A 15,061-nucleotide genomic window follows, 5' to 3' on the forward strand; every position below is an offset into this window, starting at 1 on the left:
GGCTGAATGAATGTGCGGCAGCGGACTGGTGGAACATCCTGCGCAACCGCAGAGCTTGGGTGTTTGTTCCGGTTAGGATATTTCAGCCATCCAGCGTGAGCGGGCACTGTCGTTAGGCGAGCTCAAAAGCTTGGCGCAGTTTTTTGGCAATTTGGCGTTGGATCTGGGGCAACTCACCCACTACGGGCAGGAGGGAGCCTCGAAAATTTGCGCTCTCCAGTTCTTCCGGCACATCCTCAATAACATGCCCGCCGGTGCACGCAAAGAACGGCAGACACAGCGATTGTTCCCGGGTGCCGCTGGCGGCTTCGGAGATGGATGGGGGTTCTTCGACAAACCCAACCCGAATGGAATTAAATGCCAGGGTTTTGCCCAACTCGGACGCGAATGTCGAAGCGACAAATGATGGGTTGCGGCTCCGCCCTGACCCATGTGCAGCTAGAACCAGATCCGTTGAATGGGCTTCCCAGTGTTTTTCAGACAGTGCCTCGCGCAAGGCATCCGCAGCCAGTTCAGGTAGCTCTGGATCTATGCCCAGAGGGTCGAGGATGCGCAGATTGTGGTCTCCGATACGTTTGGGCAGCGCACTGGTCACGAACCAACCGTTGGCCATGAACAGGGGGTAAATCACTGAATCCTCGGGCAGGCTGTCCATCTTTGCCTCTAGCTTGCCGGGGGCGGCCAGAGTTGCTGAGTGCACTGTCACTCCGCGTGCCAACATGTTGACTTGGTTGGCGTATGCAGCCAGCGCCATCTCAGCAGGATCCGGGTCAGATGGCTGACCATGGGCGACGATGATGGCGTGCGGCATACGCGGGCTCCTGTCTGGTTGTGCGATAGGTGTTTCGCCGAGGCGGAATGTCAATCCATGATGCGTCAGGATTAGCCCAAAAGGGTCAGCCAAAGCCAGACAGTCAGGATGGACGCTGCCGTGCCGATCAGGACCGAGGATGCAGCGACACGTTTGGCCCGGCCATACATGTTGGCAAATATGTAAGCATTGAAACCTGGTGCCATGGCAGCATTTAGAACGCCGGACCGGAACAAATCCTGCGGCAATCCTGTTGTTTTTCCGAACATCCATACAAGGCTTGGGTGCACCATTAATGAGATACCGCAAACAAACGCAATGGCGCGCAAATCCCCTTCGGGCCTGTATTTAACCAAGACCCCGCCCAGAGCAAACAACGCCCCGGGAAGTGCCGCGCGGGTGACCAGGCCAAGGGCTTCGTCGACCACCGCTGGTATCGCAAGACCCGATAAATTGACCAAGAACCCCAGCGCGATTCCAAGGATCAGCGCATTCTTGAACATTGCGGACAACACGGATCGGGCCATGCGCGTGCTACCGTGACCGCGGTTCCGAACGATTTCCATCACCGTAATGCCAACGCCGTAGCAAAAGGGGGAATGGAAGGCGATGATCGCATAGTTGCCGGTCAGGTTTTCGGGGCCGTAGGCACGCTCGGTGATGGGCAGGCCCAGAAGGACCGAATTTGAAAACAAGCAGCAGAACCCGATGGCGACACAATCTTCCCATTCGCGGCCAAAGATAAAACGCGCACCAAACAAACCGGCAGTAAAACACAGGGCAGCGGCTGAGTAGAAACTGGCCAACAGGCGGGGATCGAAACTGGCGCTGAGATCCAGATGCGCAATGGCCAAAAACAGCAGGCAAGGAATAGCGAAGCCTTGGGTGAATTTCATCAACCCTTCGACATGGGCTTCTTTGAAGTAACCAAAGCGGGTCGCTGCATACCCTGCGCCGATCACAAGAAAAACCGGAAGGATTACGTCAATCAGGTTCTGGAGCATGCGATCCACATCGGCTGTGCGCCAGTCTTTGATATCGCGTGCACGCTGGGCAGGGCTTTATAGCTCTTGATGGATCACCATGCCGTCATAGGCCGGGGTGATGTGATCGGGTGTTTCGGCATCGACCGTGGCATAGTCGAGATCGATATGCATGTTGGTCAGCACCGCTTTCTTCGGTTGCAGTTGATCGATCCAACCCAGTGTTTTTTCCAGATGTACGTGGGTCGGGTGTGGCGCGCGGCGCAGCGCGTCAATTACGAGGCAGTCGAGCCCCTCCATCTCGGGCCAGGCGTCCTCATAAATCTCGGCTACATCAGGTAGATAGGCGAGCCGTCCCATACGAAAACCCAGCGAGTCTATCGAGCCGTGGTTGACCTTGAATGGTCGAAATGGGATCGGCCCACCAGGGCCATCGATTTCGAAGGCACCATCAATGGTTTTAAGGTCAAGGATCGGTGGGTAGGGCGACCCTTCGGGTTGGATGAAGGCATAGCCAAACCTGCCCAGCAACGCGTTCTGCGTGTCGCCATCAGCCCAGACAGGGACGCGCGTCTTCATGTTGAAAACGATCATCCGCAGATCATCAATACCGTGGACATGATCTGCATGCGAATGGGTGTAAACCACGCCATCCAGCCGCCCTGTGCCAGTATCCAGTAACTGACTGCGCATATCCGGCGTGGTGTCGATCAGGACTGACGTCGTACCCCCGGGGCCATCCCGTTCGACCAGCATCGAGCAGCGACGGCGGATGTTTCTTGGGTTCTGAGGATCGCAATCACCCCATTGTCCGCCAAGTCGCGGTACACCGCCCGACGATCCGCAGCCCAGAATGGTACAGCGCAGCGCAGTCATGCAGCAGCCTTGTAACAGGCTGCTTTGTTGAAAAGCCGGTCGAAGTTGGCCTGCGTCTGGGCGGCAAATGCGGCGTAGTCCATGCCGAACACTTCGGCCCCTTTGCGGGCCGTATGTGCCGTGTAGGCCGGTTCATTTCGTTTGCCGCGATAGGGCGGTGGGGCCAGATAAGGCGCGTCGGTTTCGACCAGAATGCGGTCAACGGGCGTGCTGGCAAAGATGTCGCGCAACTCCTGACTTTTGGGGAAGGCGGCGATACCGGACATGGATAGGTGAAATCCAAGATCAATGGCTGCTTTCGCCAGTTGGGCAGAGGAGGAGAAGCAATGCATGACGCAGGTATAGGGCGCGTTGCGGTATTCCTCGGCCAGAATGCGGGCCATGTCGTCATCAGCAGCGCGGGCGTGGATGATCAGCGGCAAGTTGGTGCGCTGGGCGGCCTCGATATGGATGCGCAGGGATTGTTTCTGCATCTGGGCGCTGTCTGCGGTGTAATGATAATCCAAACCGGTTTCGCCGATGCCGACGAATTTTGGATGCTGCGACAGCGCGACCAGTTCATCGACTGTTGCCATCGGTTCCTCGGCAGCACTCATCGGGTGCGTGCCGGTCGCGTAAAACACGGGCGCGTGGGCCTCGGCGATGGCGCGGACGGTTGGTTCGTTGCGCAGGCGCGTGCAGATCGTGACCATGCGGGTCACGCCAGCCTCGGCCGCGCGGGTGATGATTTCGTCCAACTGCCCGTCAAAATCGGGGAAATCCAGATGGCAATGGCTGTCGGTAATCTGGGGGGTGTCGCTCATCTGCTCTGACCGGCGGTTTCCTGTATCTTGAACACCGTATCTAGGACCAGAGCGGCAGGGTCAAGGTTCACCGCTTGCCCGTGTCGCCCGCGTGCTGTGATCACGGCTGCGATCTCGGCCCAGCGACGCGCTTGATCAGGCGAGGCGGATAGTCGGGCCAGCGTCTCTGCCTCGTTCGGGGCGGCCTCAGGCAGTGGTGGCGCACCAGTTGCACCTGTCATCGCCAGTCGTGCCAACGCCACGTCGATCAGTGTCAGCAGTAATTCGAACCGGTCCGCCGCGCCGCGTTGGGCAGCAGCCTCGGCCAAAGCCAACGCACGTTGTCGATCAAGCCGGGGGAGGGTGCCCAGTATTGCGATCAGTTCGGTGTAGATCTCCAACCCGCCCAAATTGATCAAACGGACTGCATCGCCCACCGACCCGGCGGCCAGCGCCGCAAGGTGATCTGTCTGAGACGCCAACTCAGCCCCGCTTTGCGTCAGCGCGGCTTGCATGTCCTCGGCCCCAAGCGGAGACAACCGCAATGTGCGGCAGCGCGACCGGATGGTCGGAAGCAGACGGGAGGGTTGGTGTGACACCAACAAAAGGGTCGTGCGTGCGGGTGGTTCTTCGAGCATTTTCAGAAGGGCGTTGGCCGCGCTGACATTCATCTCATCAGCTGAATCAACGATAACGATCCGGCGCCCGCCATCAGCGGAGGATAGGCCGAAGAATCGCCCGAGCTTGCGGATGTCATCCACAACAATTTCGTTCCGTAACCGGCCCTGATCGTTTACAGAACGGGTGATTGCGGCCAGCCCCGGCTCGGCGCCTGCAAGGATACGATGGCAAACCGGATGGTCGGGATCTATGCCCAGCGTTTCAGGCGGAGGAGGTGCGCCAAACAGCCCGTCGTCGTCTGTCGGCGGTGTGGCCAGCAGGAACCGCGCAATCCGCCATGCCAAGGTCGCCTTGCCAATGCCGCGCGGCCCGGTCAGCAGCCAACCGTGATGCAAACGATCCGAATTGTAGGCGGATAGAAAAGCCTGCTCGGCCGCATCCTGCCCAAACAGGCAGAGCGTTTCGCGTGGATGCGGGGCGCCGGGCGCCTTATCCGGGGTTGGGGTGTCGTCGCTCATGGTTTACCGCAAAGCTGCCATGACAATGTCTGTCACATCCTGCGCAACGCTGTCCATGTCCCGGTTGCCATCCACGACGCGAAATCGGTCCGAGAATTCATCCGCCAGCGCAAGAAATCCGGCGCGCATCTGCTGTTGCAGGGCAGGACCAAAATCTTCGAAACGCTCTTCTGTGCCTTGCCGACCTTTGGCGCGGGACAGGCCGGTATCAGGATCCATGTCGATCAACATGGTCATGTCCGGTTCGCGTCCGATCATCAGGCTGTGCAATTGATCCACCAGCCCGCGCAGATCACCGCGCGACAGGCCCTGATACATGCGGGTGCTGTCTGCGAAGCGGTCGCATATCACGATCTTTCCCGCAGCCAGCGCGGGTTCGATCGTGCGTTCCAGATGATCGCGGCGGGCTGCGGTGAACAGCAGAATTTCGGTTTCCGCAGACCAGCGGTCAGGATCACCCTCTAACACAAGACTGCGGATTTCCTCGGCCCCGGGCGAACCACCCGGCTCGCGGGTCAGGACAACCTCATGGCCAGAACCTTGCAGGTGCTCAGCCAGCATCCGTGCCTGAGTCGATTTGCCTGATCCGTCAATACCTTCGAAGGTCAGAAACAACCCCGCGTGCGTCACATCGACTCCAGCGGTTTGTTGATGACGTCCTTCAGAACAATTCCACCGACGGTCAACATGCGCACTAAAAATCCACCGATCGCCACATCCTCGGCCGCGACCAGAGGACGGCGGATTTCCGGTAGACCTTCAGGTTTGATCACCAGTTCGGCCAATTGCTGGCCTTTGGCAATCGGGGCGTTGATGGGGCCTTCATAGACAACTTCAGCCTCGACATTCTGAGCCCCCAAAACCGGGAACAACACAGCCAGATCCCCTTCGGGCACGAGGCCGACGGTTTTCTTGTCACCCATCCACAGTTTGGCTTCGGCTATCGGCGTTTCCTCGTTGGCAACTGTCCTCTCGACAAAATTACGAAACGACCAGTTAACGACGGACTCAGCCTCCTTAGCGCGCTGAGCGGTGCTGTCGAGACCCGTCAAAACAAAGATCACGCGGCGGTCGCCTTGTTTGGCGGATCCAACCAACCCGTAACCGGCTTCCTGAGTATGACCGGTCTTCAAGCCATCCGCGCCGATATTCAGCTTTAACAACGGGTTGCGGTTGCGTGCATTCGAAGGTGCGCGACCGTCAAACTCAAACACTTCCTCGGCGAACAGTGGGTAGTATTCCGGGAAATCGCTGATCAGCCGATCCGCCAGTACCGCCAGATCATGGACCGACATCATATGACCGGCTGCAGGCCAGCCATTCGAATTGGCGAAGTTCGAGTTGTTCATGCCCATCTGCTTGGACCGCTGAGTCATGTACCGGGCAAATCCCGCCTCGCTCCCGTCGGGGCTGAGCGCTTCGGCGATGACCACGCAGGCATCATTGCCCGACAAGACGATGATCCCGCGCAGCAGGTCTTCGACCCGGACCCTGTCTTGCGTGTTCAGGAACATGGTCGAGCCACCATAGCTCATGGCGTGTTCTGACACCGGCAGCGTTTCATCCAGTGTCAGGCGCCCGTCCCGCAACGCTTCGAAAGCCACATAAAGCGTCATGAGTTTGGACATGGACGCAGGCGGCAACGGTTGATCCGCGTCTTTCGACAACAAAACGGTGCCGGTTGTCTGATCCATCACATAAGCCGCACGGGCCGAGGTATCAAAGGCGTGAACAGGTAAGGCTATTAAAGCCAACCCTAAGGTCAAAACGGATGTTCGCAATGAGGACAGCACGCGGGGCCTCCTATATCAGTTGGACGCGGTGAACGCGTCAGTAAAGCCAAGATCTTTTACGTCGTTCTGGATGGCCTTACGCTCGGCGCGGGTTGAGGCGGGTCCTACGAGAACCCGCCAGACTGTTTTGTCTTCGGTCTTCAATTCGCGCACGTCAGCCGACATGCCGTTTCTGCGAATTTTCTCTGCCGCGCTGTTAGCGTTGGCCTCGACGCCGAACGTGCCGATCTGAACATATGGCTTCGTAAGCGAGGAGGCGGTTGTCGCAGCCGCCGCCGTTGTAGCAGCCGGAGCGGCTTCGGTGGCGTCAATTGCTGCAGCGGCGCCCGCGATGGGATCAAGAGGGGTCTCGGTGATCTCGTTCGGCTCTTTCTTTTGCCACCATTTCCGTTTGGCGGGTTTCTCTGCTGGCGCTGCGACCGGGGCATCCGTCAAAGTCGGAGACGTCACGGCCTCTGTCACAGTTTCAGTGGCTGTCTCGGTGGCCTCTTCAGATACGACAGCAGCCGCGCCTGCGGTCCCGGCAACCGCTGCCACGGGTTCTTTCTTTTGCCACCACTTCCGCTTGGCCGGCTTTTCAGGTTCAGCAGCGGCAGGCTCGACAGAGGTGTCCGATGTGGCTTCTGCCGCAGGTGCAGCTGTATCCTTCTCCGCGCTTTCGGCGGTTGGAGCGTCTTCTTCTGGCGCAGGCGGCGTCTCTTCGACCGCTTCGCGGCGTAGCGCTACGACGTTGATCTTTGTCGGCGATCCGGCCAGCATGCCCAATTTTTCCGCCGCCGCAGACGATACCTGCAGGGCCGGACCCGGTTGACTGCGTTCGCGCCGGAACAACGCGCCGATCACGGTCTTGTTGTTGGCGTCGTTTTTTATCACCACACGCTCGGGTTGGGTGACATCGGGGTGCGCGACCCAGATCCCGCCCAGTGACGGGCGCCCATCCCACAGACCGGCTTCTGTCACCTCGAACACATCGGGCGCTTCGACATCGCGCTGAGACCCGCTGGTTATTTGCGGCAAGAGTTCGATCGCGTCAGAATTTTCCTCGGGTTTTTCGGTCGATCCCGGAAACTCATCACATCCAGAAAGCACTGCCAAAGTCAAAGCCAGAAACGCCAGCCGTTTGGGCCCTGGGCGTGTCTCAATTGCTCGCTTCATCTAATCATCCCTTGCCTGAAGGGGCCTCGTTTTCCGAGCCCCGCCGCCGGTCGACTGGTTCTGTGCGCCAGCCTGCTGCGGTCTTTCGTGCGGATCATAACGTGGGTGCCGTGCCATGGAAAGACTGCTGCGCGGGCTTCGGCAAGATTTCCCGATTTCGACTTGCCTCTGATTTGAGTTGGCCTTAGACCCTGCTTCACGCGGGGAGGTGGCAGAGTGGTCGAATGCGGCGGTCTTGAAAACCGTTGAACGTGAGAGCGTTCCCAGGGTTCGAATCCCTGTCTCCCCGCCATAAAAACATGACGAACTCGACCACCTGAAACCGCGCGAGCGAATCCGAAGATATGCGGGTTCCCATAAGATTTCCCACGATCATGTTCCGTTCTTGTTCTGCCCCACAGGGTTTGAGCCTATTTGGCGAGTCGCTTTTGGCTATCCAAGCGGTGAAACGCACAGCGGCAACGCCCGTGCCAAGATCGATTGGTTGCTGATCGCGCAGTTGGGATCTAAGGCGCCGAGGTTCTGAATTCTACCGGAATCGGGAACGCAGATGATTGTTCTTTCACCCGACAGTGACACCACTCGGGGCACAATTCTGCCGGGACCGTTTTCAGGTGCGCCACTCGATGGGAATTTCGAGGATGATGTGTCAGGCAAGGCAACGCCGACGTATCGCAGGGCGATGTCGCTGCACAGGCAAGACAGACCGTTGCTGGCTTCAATTTTGGCCGACGTTGTCGTTGACTACTTGAATAGCGCCATTTCAGTGACGGTGTGGGTAAAGCCAAAAGGCCATGAGGCGCGTAAATCTTGGCATAATGACGTATGTCATCAGGATTACTACGATGGCTACTGCAATTCCATTTGCCAAAATTGTCGGAATTGATCCGAATTCTGGAACGTACGCAAGGACGGCATGTACCAATAATATCGTCGGAAAGAGTGCAACATATGTTGCTATGGCCATCTTATATGCCGGCGGCCTCGCCTCTGCATTAGCTGAGACAGGCAAGGTGAACCAGGTTTCCAGTCCGGTTAGCCAGGTCCGCTGAGGCTCACCTTCCGTAAACTCATCGGCGGCTGCAACGAGACGTGTGTGCTTGTTAGACACATCCCAGGCATGCAAGTTCTCATCGCTGTCGAAGGTACAGATCACTCGATATGCTGGCTGATGCGGTGGTGTCGGACGAACGACATGAACGCTGTTGATTCCAGGAGCGTTACCCATCGCGTCGGTAATATCACGGATCGCAGCTTCAAGCTGATGCTCTTTTCCGATCCTTGGCACCCGATCAATGATTTTCGTCGCACCCTCGCTAAGACGATTGCCAGCGTCATCGCTTACCATTCCCGGTCTCCTTAATAGCTTTGCCGCCTCGTTATGACCGCATTTGACTGCCGCTAGGTGCGATCTTCCAAACAATTTGAAGAAGGAAGTAAGCAAGTGGCCACGGAGCCGTCGTTCGCTGCTGTTGCATCATCAAATGTCCACAATGGCAACTTTGCGCAAGAAGCGTATTTTGCAAAGTCAAAACTGTTCCGAAAAGCAGACTTTCATGCTTGGAACGACTTTGGCGCAAGGAGCCCTGCACGGCCATTTGTTGTGCGAGACAATACTGCGCTGGGGCATGCTGAACGTTGGCTTTGGCACATGACAACTCCACGAAAATGTGCCCATCGCTGCACCACTTCGGTGTTGTGGCCAACTTCTCTAGCGAGATGGGATAGGAAGTTTGAATAACGTCATTGTATAGATTTGGTGTAAGTCATTTAGGATATGAGTAAATTACTCATTGCTACTGGTGGCCAATGACCATTGAATCGCGTTCAATCGCCAATGTAGAGGCGATCAAATGACTGAACCGACGGCTGCTCTTGCATTTGTAGCCACGTTGCAATCCTGAGCCTTGGAGCGGGCGGTGGTCTAAAATCTTTTAACTAATCAGAAATAATACCTCCTCTGAAAGTGCGCGGAGGTTTCATGCAACACAATTTCGGGGACTTCCTCAGACATGGCGGCAATGGCCAGTATATCATCGCGCGCCGACATGGGCAGGCTGTTGGCCGCCGGGTTGTGCTTTCGCTCAAATCGACCTTCCCAAATTACTCTGCTCTCCACGCCGATTTCAGCGTTCGTCTTGATCAAGTAATTGCTGAGAACACCCGGATTCTGCTGAACGCGCTGACACCGCCGGACACTGTGCCGCTCGTGACCGAAGCCGATCTGCGCGATGTTTCAGACGCGAAAGACGAGGCTCTTGGCGCGTGGGACTCGCGGTTGGAGAGCGTATTCAGCGCGTATCACACCCACCCGCAGCGGTTGCGATCTCTCCGCACTGCCCAGGAGGAACGCCTGCTGCGCGCTTTCGCAGGGCAGATCAACCAGCTTCAAGATGGGCATTGGGTGGTTTTGGACGCTGATCGTAATGTTGTCGCCGCTAGCAATCGTAATCTGGGAATTGGTGACGAACCAAATGAGCCCGCCCTCATCATTCGACCTTTGGGGTGACCATGACTACCCGATTTGAACAACTACTGGTACAGGCCCAGACTGGGCGCGGTGCCGATTGGATTTCCCAGGCAGAGATTCTCGAATTCAATGAGTTCATAGAAGCGCGCGGTTTTGGCGTTGCTCGCATGGAGGTCAAACGCGCGAAGGGTGGAACCGTTCGCCGGAGCCTATTTTACGGCATCTTGCCCGCACCGATTGGTGATGACCCCGAACACTGGCTCAATCATTTTGATCCGGTTCGCTCCGCAGCGTATGTCCGCGAAGCTGTCCAGTACGTAAGGGCAGGCGGAGCATTGTTTGACCACAAACTCTGGGCAGAGCAGCCCTGGCCACCACGTGCAACATGTGACGTGGTCAGGACATGTTACACACACATTTTCCCCGGTTGATCCAAGCGAAGGGTGCCACCTTCTGCCACCTCAACGTAGACCCCCATATCTGTATGACCCAGTTGCTGACGAATAAGATATGGGAGTTTCAGGTCCCGAATTGCGGTGTCTGGATTTACCTCGGTTGCTGCGCACCTTTTTGTGCGCGACAGAATGCGCAACCTGACATTGCCAAATTTCAGAATGGCCCCTACGCCATTCAATTCGGCAAAAGGTGCGAGGCCGTCGATCTCGATATTGGCGCGAAATCGGGCGGGGTTGATTTCTGTCTTCAGCTTCTGTCCAAGCGCGTTCACCGAGGCGATATTCAACAGGGAAATTGCATTCATCATAGCGGGTGACACCACTGAGACATCTGTAAAGCGATGCGGTTCTGAAGACACGAAAATGGGTGGTTCCGGGTCGGACAGTGCCAAAACTCTGTGAAGGAACTTGGCAGCATCCGCGCGCCCTTGTTGTGTTCGCATTTCAAACCAGTGGGTGTTGGCGGATTCTTTGACTTGGAGCACGTGGCTTTGAGAATCAAAATGCGTCTGCAAACCGGCCAGTGCGGCTTCTTTTAACAGAACAACAAAACGATCTTTGGGTAGTGGTTCCGGGTTGCGAGGGTCGAAGCCCGAGTTGTAACGGGCAAACCCAAAGAGCCGATCACCGGGAACGCCTTCGGACGCTCTCAATGTGACCGAGTTCAGAGGTTCCGCACTCAAGCCTTTTACCGGAAACCGGCTCAAACAGGTGATCGTGAGTTTGGACATGTGTCTGCACCTATTTCAAAAATGCGCTAACAGTCAGCCCGTGTCGTAGGAGCGCCGATCCTAATCTCTATATGCCTTCAAAGGGTTTTTTGCGAATGTATCGCCGAAAGAGACTGGCCGAATTGACATAAACTGTGCTTTTGGCGCTCGTTTTCAGTTTCTGAGGACATTCAATTACAGCATTAACTTCGCTGCATCTGTGTCGGGTGGTGCAATGGATTGTCGCAAAAAGCATAATTACTACAATATATTAAACGTAGTACTTATAAGTTCATCATTGCGATTTGAGGTACGAACCTCAGAAATACCTAGACTTGAGGTACGCACCTCAAATAGCTTTGGTAATATGCCGCGATTCGCACATCCTCGATTGACGGCGCAAAAAAGGGAGGAATGGATGACTTACTCAAAACTGGCATCGGCCAGCGCAATAGTCTTTGCCGCTACTACTCTTTCTACCACGGCACAGGCCGAGGACTTGACGCTGTGCTGGGCGGCATGGGACCCAGCCAACGCGCTTGTTGAGCTCTCGAAAGAATTCGAAACAGAGTCCGGCAATACTATGAACTTCGAGTTCGTGCCGTGGCCAAATTTTGCGGACCGTATGCAGAACGAGCTGAACTCGGGGGGGAAGCTATGTGACCTGTTGATTGGTGACAGTCAATGGATTGGTGGCGGCGCTGAAAACGGTCACTACGTCAAACTGAATGACTTCTTCGATGCCGAAAGCATCAGCATGGATGATTTCGCGCCGGCCACAGTTTATGCGTATTCAACCTGGCCAAAAGGAACGCCAAACTACTACGCGTTGCCGGCGATGGGTGATGCAAACGGATGGTTCTATCGCAAGGATTGGTTCGAGAACGAAGACATTAAGGCGGCTTATAAGGAAGCCACTGGTCAGGATTTACGCGAGCCGGAATCCCAAAAAGAGCTGTTGCAGATTGCACAGTTCTTCCAGGGTCGGGAAATTGACGGGAAAACTGTGTACGGCGCTGCGATCTTTACCGAGCGGGGTTCGGAAGGGATCACAATGGGCGTGACCGGTGCGTTGTACCCTTGGGGTTTCAAATATGAAAACACCCCGGGTTCCTATGACATGGAAGGTGCGGTGAATTCACCCGAAGCGGTTGAGGCGTTGGAATTCTACAAAGAGTTGTACAAGACCGCGACACCTCCGGGGTATACGAATTCGTACATGAGCGAGAGCCTGGATGCCTTCAAGTCAGGGCAGGTCGCCATGGCGATGAACTGGTTTGCGTTCTTCCCTGGCCTGTTTGCTGATCCCAATACCGGCGGTGAGAAGATCGATTTCTTCGTGAATCCGCCGCAGAACGTTGCGGGGTCAACACTTGGTGGTCAGGGAATCTCGGTCGTCAGCTATTCCGATAAGCAAGATGCGGCGCTGGACTACATCAAGTGGTTCGCACAGCCCGAAGTTCAGGCGAAATGGTGGGAACTGGGGGGCTATTCGGCACATAACTCGGTGCTGCAGGATCCGGGTTTTGTGGACAGCGCGCCGTTTGCCGGTGACTTCCTGTTGGCAATGAATGACGTACAGGATTTCTGGCAAGAGCCCGCATATGCGGAACTGCTGTTGGCAATGCAAAAGCGTATCCATGACTATGTGGTTGCGGATCAGGGCACCGCGCAAGAAGCGCTGGATCTCTTGATTGAGGATTGGACCGAGACCTTCGAAGACGAAGGCAAACTCTGATCCGGTGACAGCGGCAGAGCGGTCATCATGTCCGCTCTGCCAGCAACAACTGGCCAGCAACCTACAGGAACGGACAAAGATATGTCTGACAGGACAATAGATCGCGTTGCGCAGGCAACGCCTGTGCGAGCTGCGCGAAAAATTCGGGGGCTGTCCGATCGTGCAATTGCCTGGATATTCATATCGCCAACAATTTTCCTGCTGCTGGCGATCAACATCTTTCCGTTGATCTGGACCATCAAGCTGAGCTTTACCAATTTCAAAGCCAACCGGATCGGCCGTGAGATCAAAGATGTCGGGTTCCGGAACTACGAACGTATCCTGACTGATTCCGACACATGGCTGAACATGCAGGCAACCGCTCATTTTTTGTTCTGGACAATCTTTTTCCAGGTTCTGATCGGGTTTGCCTTGGCTTGGCTAATCAACAAAAAGTTTAGAGGGAACGATCTTTGGACGACGATTATCGTATTGCCAATGATGCTGTCGCCCGCTGTCGTGGGGAATTTTTGGAAATTCCTGTATCAACCACAAATCGGTTTGTTTAACTACATCATTGCCTGGTTCACTGGGAAAGACCCATCAAGCTTTGAAATGTTGGGCTCAGTCCAATTGGCGCCCTGGTCTATCGTCATCGTAGACACCTGGATGTGGACGCCCTTCGTGATGTTGATCTGTCTGGCCGGGCTGCGCAGCATTCCTGACTATATCTACGAGGCTGCCGAAGTTGACCGGGCCAGTAAGCTTCGGCAGTTCTTCACCATAACAATTCCAATGGTCTTGCCATTCCTGATGCTGGCGGTTCTTTTCCGCGGGATCGAGAACTTCAAAATGTTCGACCTCGTGGTTCAGCTGACAGGTGGTGGACCCGGATCAACGACAGAGCTGACTTCGATCAATCTGAAAAGAGAAGCTTTTGAAAAATGGCGCACGGGCTATGCCTCAGCCTACGCCATTATCCTGTTTGTGACTGTGTTTGGTTTGGCCTCCATCTACGTAAAAGCGTTGAACAGGGTGAAGCAAAGATGAGCAGTTTCTCCGTCACCGAACCCTCAAACCGCTCCAAGTGGATCGCAGGTTTTCTGGTCATCTCTTATGCGCTGATCACCATGATCCCGTTGGTCTGGATCCTTTTGACCGGTTTCAAATCTCCTGCAGATGCTATCAGTTATCCACCCAAGGTCGTCTTTGACCCGACGTTGGAAGGCTATGTGAATCTGTTCACGACAAGAACGCGGCAGACGCAGGAGTTCTTGAACGCGAACCCGCCGCAGAACTGGGCTGACGAGATCGTGCGCCAGTACGATATGGTCATCGTTGGGCCGTCCAAGTTTGGTGAGCGTTTTATGAATTCGGTGATCATCGGGTTCGGCTCGACGTTTCTTAGCATCTTCCTTGGAACATTGGCCGCCTACGCCTTCAGTCGGTTCAAAGTTCCTCTGAAAGACGATTTGCTGTTCTTCATCCTGAGTACGCGAATGATGCCGCCGGTTGCCGTGGCAATTCCGATCTTTCTGATGTTTCGGAATCTCGGTCTCAGTGACACGCATCTTGGGATGATCCTGCTCTATACCGGCGTGAACATCTCGCTCGCGGTCTGGCTATTAAAGGGGTTCATTGATGAAATCCCAAGAGAGTATGAAGAAGCAGCGTTGATTGATGGGTACACGCGGTTTCAGGCGTTTTACAAAGTGGTCTTGCCGCAGGCGGCAACAGGCATAGCCTCGACCGCTATTTTCTGCCTGATCTTTGCATGGAATGAATATGCGTTTGCGGTTCTTCTGACATCTGCGACTGCGCAGACGGCGCCGCCGTTTATTCCGACCATCATCGGTGTTGGGGGATTGGACTGGCCGGCTGTCGCCGCTGGCGCGACAATATTCCTGATCCCCGTGATGATTTTCACAATCCTGATGCGCAAACACCTGTTGCGCGGGATTACATTCGGAGCTGTACGCAAATGAACGCTTTTTTGTCAGGTCTGATCCAATTTCGCCGTGGCCCATGGGAGATGGTCGCGACGATCCTGATCGCAGCCGGTGTCTTAATGCTCATGCAACCGTTTGTTCTCTGGGCTTTCACCTATTCATTTATCGTAACGCTGATCGGGACAGTCATGTTCATCATCGTCAGCCATTTTCCGGAGTAG

Annotated in this window: 16 protein-coding genes and 1 tRNA gene; 7 read left to right on the forward strand and 10 right to left on the reverse strand. The window is 55.6% G+C overall.

From position 1 onward, the window contains the following. Positions 1-112: 112 nt before the first annotated feature. From HW561_RS02640 to HW561_RS02675, 8 genes are all read right to left on the reverse strand, one after another. Positions 113-811 carry a CbiX/SirB N-terminal domain-containing protein gene (locus HW561_RS02640; protein WP_176861664.1) on the reverse strand — a complete coding sequence of 233 codons (699 nt, stop codon included), beginning with the start codon at positions 809-811 and terminating at the stop codon, positions 113-115. A 71-nt stretch (positions 812-882) separates the two neighbouring features. Then, positions 883-1,815, reverse strand: coding sequence for an AEC family transporter (locus tag HW561_RS02645; protein ID WP_176861665.1), 933 nt, complete (start codon positions 1,813-1,815; stop codon positions 883-885). A 57-nt stretch (positions 1,816-1,872) separates the two neighbouring features. Further along, a complete protein-coding gene (locus HW561_RS02650) occupies positions 1,873-2,670 on the reverse strand; it encodes an MBL fold metallo-hydrolase (protein ID WP_176861666.1) in 798 nt (265 codons plus the stop codon). Then, on the reverse strand, positions 2,667-3,473 hold the full coding sequence (locus tag HW561_RS02655; protein ID WP_176861667.1) for a TatD family hydrolase: 807 nt from the start codon (positions 3,471-3,473) through the stop codon (positions 2,667-2,669). Before HW561_RS02655 ends, HW561_RS02650 begins: the two co-directional genes overlap by 4 nt. Beyond that, positions 3,470-4,591: a DNA polymerase III subunit delta' gene (locus tag HW561_RS02660; protein WP_176861668.1), complete on the reverse strand. Its 1,122-nt coding sequence runs from the start codon at positions 4,589-4,591 to the stop codon at positions 3,470-3,472. Before HW561_RS02660 ends, HW561_RS02655 begins: the two co-directional genes overlap by 4 nt. A 3-nt stretch (positions 4,592-4,594) precedes the next feature. After that, positions 4,595-5,221 carry a dTMP kinase gene (gene tmk / locus HW561_RS02665; RefSeq protein WP_176861669.1) on the reverse strand — a complete coding sequence of 209 codons (627 nt, stop codon included), beginning with the start codon at positions 5,219-5,221 and terminating at the stop codon, positions 4,595-4,597. Next, positions 5,218-6,384: a D-alanyl-D-alanine carboxypeptidase family protein gene (locus HW561_RS02670; RefSeq protein WP_176861670.1), complete on the reverse strand. Its 1,167-nt coding sequence runs from the start codon at positions 6,382-6,384 to the stop codon at positions 5,218-5,220. The genes tmk and HW561_RS02670 overlap by 4 nt, the downstream gene beginning before the upstream one ends. A gap of 15 nt (positions 6,385-6,399) precedes the next feature. Next, a complete protein-coding gene (locus tag HW561_RS02675; RefSeq protein ID WP_176861671.1) occupies positions 6,400-7,539 on the reverse strand; it encodes an SPOR domain-containing protein in 1,140 nt (379 codons plus the stop codon). Positions 7,540-7,741: 202 nt separating this feature from the next. Between HW561_RS02675 and HW561_RS02680 the strand changes: the two genes are divergently transcribed. Further along, positions 7,742-7,831 (forward strand) — tRNA-Ser (locus tag HW561_RS02680). 471 nt (positions 7,832-8,302) lie between these two features. On the opposite strand, the gene HW561_RS02685 is transcribed toward HW561_RS02680, so the two are convergent. Next, positions 8,303-8,887, reverse strand: coding sequence for a hypothetical protein (locus HW561_RS02685; protein ID WP_176861672.1), 585 nt, complete (start codon positions 8,885-8,887; stop codon positions 8,303-8,305). 633 nt (positions 8,888-9,520) lie between these two features. Between HW561_RS02685 and HW561_RS02690 the strand changes: the two genes are divergently transcribed. Both HW561_RS02690 and HW561_RS02695 read left to right on the forward strand, forming a co-directional pair. Then, the gene (locus HW561_RS02690; RefSeq protein ID WP_176861673.1) at positions 9,521-10,048 is read left to right on the forward strand and encodes a hypothetical protein; all 528 of its coding nucleotides are present in this window, start codon (positions 9,521-9,523) and stop codon (positions 10,046-10,048) included. Positions 10,049-10,050: 2 nt separating this feature from the next. After that, positions 10,051-10,440 carry a hypothetical protein gene (locus HW561_RS02695; RefSeq protein ID WP_176861674.1) on the forward strand — a complete coding sequence of 130 codons (390 nt, stop codon included), beginning with the start codon at positions 10,051-10,053 and terminating at the stop codon, positions 10,438-10,440. Here HW561_RS02695 and HW561_RS02700 read toward each other — a convergent pair. Next, positions 10,416-11,195 carry an MOSC domain-containing protein gene (locus HW561_RS02700; RefSeq protein ID WP_176861675.1) on the reverse strand — a complete coding sequence of 260 codons (780 nt, stop codon included), beginning with the start codon at positions 11,193-11,195 and terminating at the stop codon, positions 10,416-10,418. The two genes, HW561_RS02695 and HW561_RS02700, sit on opposite strands and share 25 nt — an antisense overlap. 397 nt (positions 11,196-11,592) lie before the next feature. On the opposite strand from HW561_RS02700, the gene HW561_RS02705 reads away from it, so the two are divergent. From HW561_RS02705 to HW561_RS02720, 4 genes are all read left to right on the forward strand, one after another. Beyond that, on the forward strand, positions 11,593-12,912 hold the full coding sequence (locus HW561_RS02705; RefSeq protein ID WP_176861676.1) for an ABC transporter substrate-binding protein: 1,320 nt from the start codon (positions 11,593-11,595) through the stop codon (positions 12,910-12,912). Between the two features lie 81 nt (positions 12,913-12,993). Next, positions 12,994-13,941, forward strand: a complete 948-nt coding sequence (locus HW561_RS02710) for a carbohydrate ABC transporter permease (RefSeq protein ID WP_176861677.1) — start codon at positions 12,994-12,996, stop codon at positions 13,939-13,941. Continuing rightward, complete coding sequence (locus HW561_RS02715) at positions 13,938-14,876, forward strand: carbohydrate ABC transporter permease (protein WP_176861678.1); 939 nt, start codon at positions 13,938-13,940, stop codon at positions 14,874-14,876. The genes HW561_RS02710 and HW561_RS02715 overlap by 4 nt, the downstream gene beginning before the upstream one ends. Continuing rightward, a complete protein-coding gene (locus HW561_RS02720; RefSeq protein ID WP_176861679.1) occupies positions 14,873-15,061 on the forward strand; it encodes a hypothetical protein in 189 nt (62 codons plus the stop codon). Before HW561_RS02715 ends, HW561_RS02720 begins: the two co-directional genes overlap by 4 nt.

The sequence above is a fragment of the Ruegeria haliotis genome (assembly GCF_013377785.1).
Classification (GTDB): Bacteria; Pseudomonadota; Alphaproteobacteria; order Rhodobacterales; family Rhodobacteraceae; genus Ruegeria; species Ruegeria haliotis.

What these genes read in the sequence shown, in the direction of transcription:
- HW561_RS02640 (WP_176861664.1), bottom strand. Translation starts at nt 811, where the DNA reads ATGCCGCACGCCATCATCGTCGCCCATGGTCAGCCATCTGACCCGGAT.
- HW561_RS02645 (WP_176861665.1), bottom strand. Translation starts at nt 1,815, where the DNA reads ATGCTCCAGAACCTGATTGACGTAATCCTTCCGGTTTTTCTTGTGATC.
- HW561_RS02650 (WP_176861666.1), bottom strand. Translation starts at nt 2,670, where the DNA reads ATGACTGCGCTGCGCTGTACCATTCTGGGCTGCGGATCGTCGGGCGGT.
- HW561_RS02655 (WP_176861667.1), bottom strand. Translation starts at nt 3,473, where the DNA reads ATGAGCGACACCCCCCAGATTACCGACAGCCATTGCCATCTGGATTTC.
- HW561_RS02660 (WP_176861668.1), bottom strand. Translation starts at nt 4,591, where the DNA reads ATGAGCGACGACACCCCAACCCCGGATAAGGCGCCCGGCGCCCCGCAT.
- HW561_RS02675 (WP_176861671.1), bottom strand. Translation starts at nt 7,539, where the DNA reads ATGAAGCGAGCAATTGAGACACGCCCAGGGCCCAAACGGCTGGCGTTT.
- HW561_RS02685 (WP_176861672.1), bottom strand. Translation starts at nt 8,887, where the DNA reads ATGGTAAGCGATGACGCTGGCAATCGTCTTAGCGAGGGTGCGACGAAA.
- HW561_RS02690 (WP_176861673.1), top strand. Translation starts at nt 9,521, where the DNA reads ATGCAACACAATTTCGGGGACTTCCTCAGACATGGCGGCAATGGCCAG.
- HW561_RS02695 (WP_176861674.1), top strand. Translation starts at nt 10,051, where the DNA reads ATGACTACCCGATTTGAACAACTACTGGTACAGGCCCAGACTGGGCGC.
- HW561_RS02700 (WP_176861675.1), bottom strand. Translation starts at nt 11,195, where the DNA reads ATGTCCAAACTCACGATCACCTGTTTGAGCCGGTTTCCGGTAAAAGGC.
- HW561_RS02705 (WP_176861676.1), top strand. Translation starts at nt 11,593, where the DNA reads ATGACTTACTCAAAACTGGCATCGGCCAGCGCAATAGTCTTTGCCGCT.
- HW561_RS02710 (WP_176861677.1), top strand. Translation starts at nt 12,994, where the DNA reads ATGTCTGACAGGACAATAGATCGCGTTGCGCAGGCAACGCCTGTGCGA.
- HW561_RS02715 (WP_176861678.1), top strand. Translation starts at nt 13,938, where the DNA reads ATGAGCAGTTTCTCCGTCACCGAACCCTCAAACCGCTCCAAGTGGATC.
- HW561_RS02720 (WP_176861679.1), top strand. Translation starts at nt 14,873, where the DNA reads ATGAACGCTTTTTTGTCAGGTCTGATCCAATTTCGCCGTGGCCCATGG.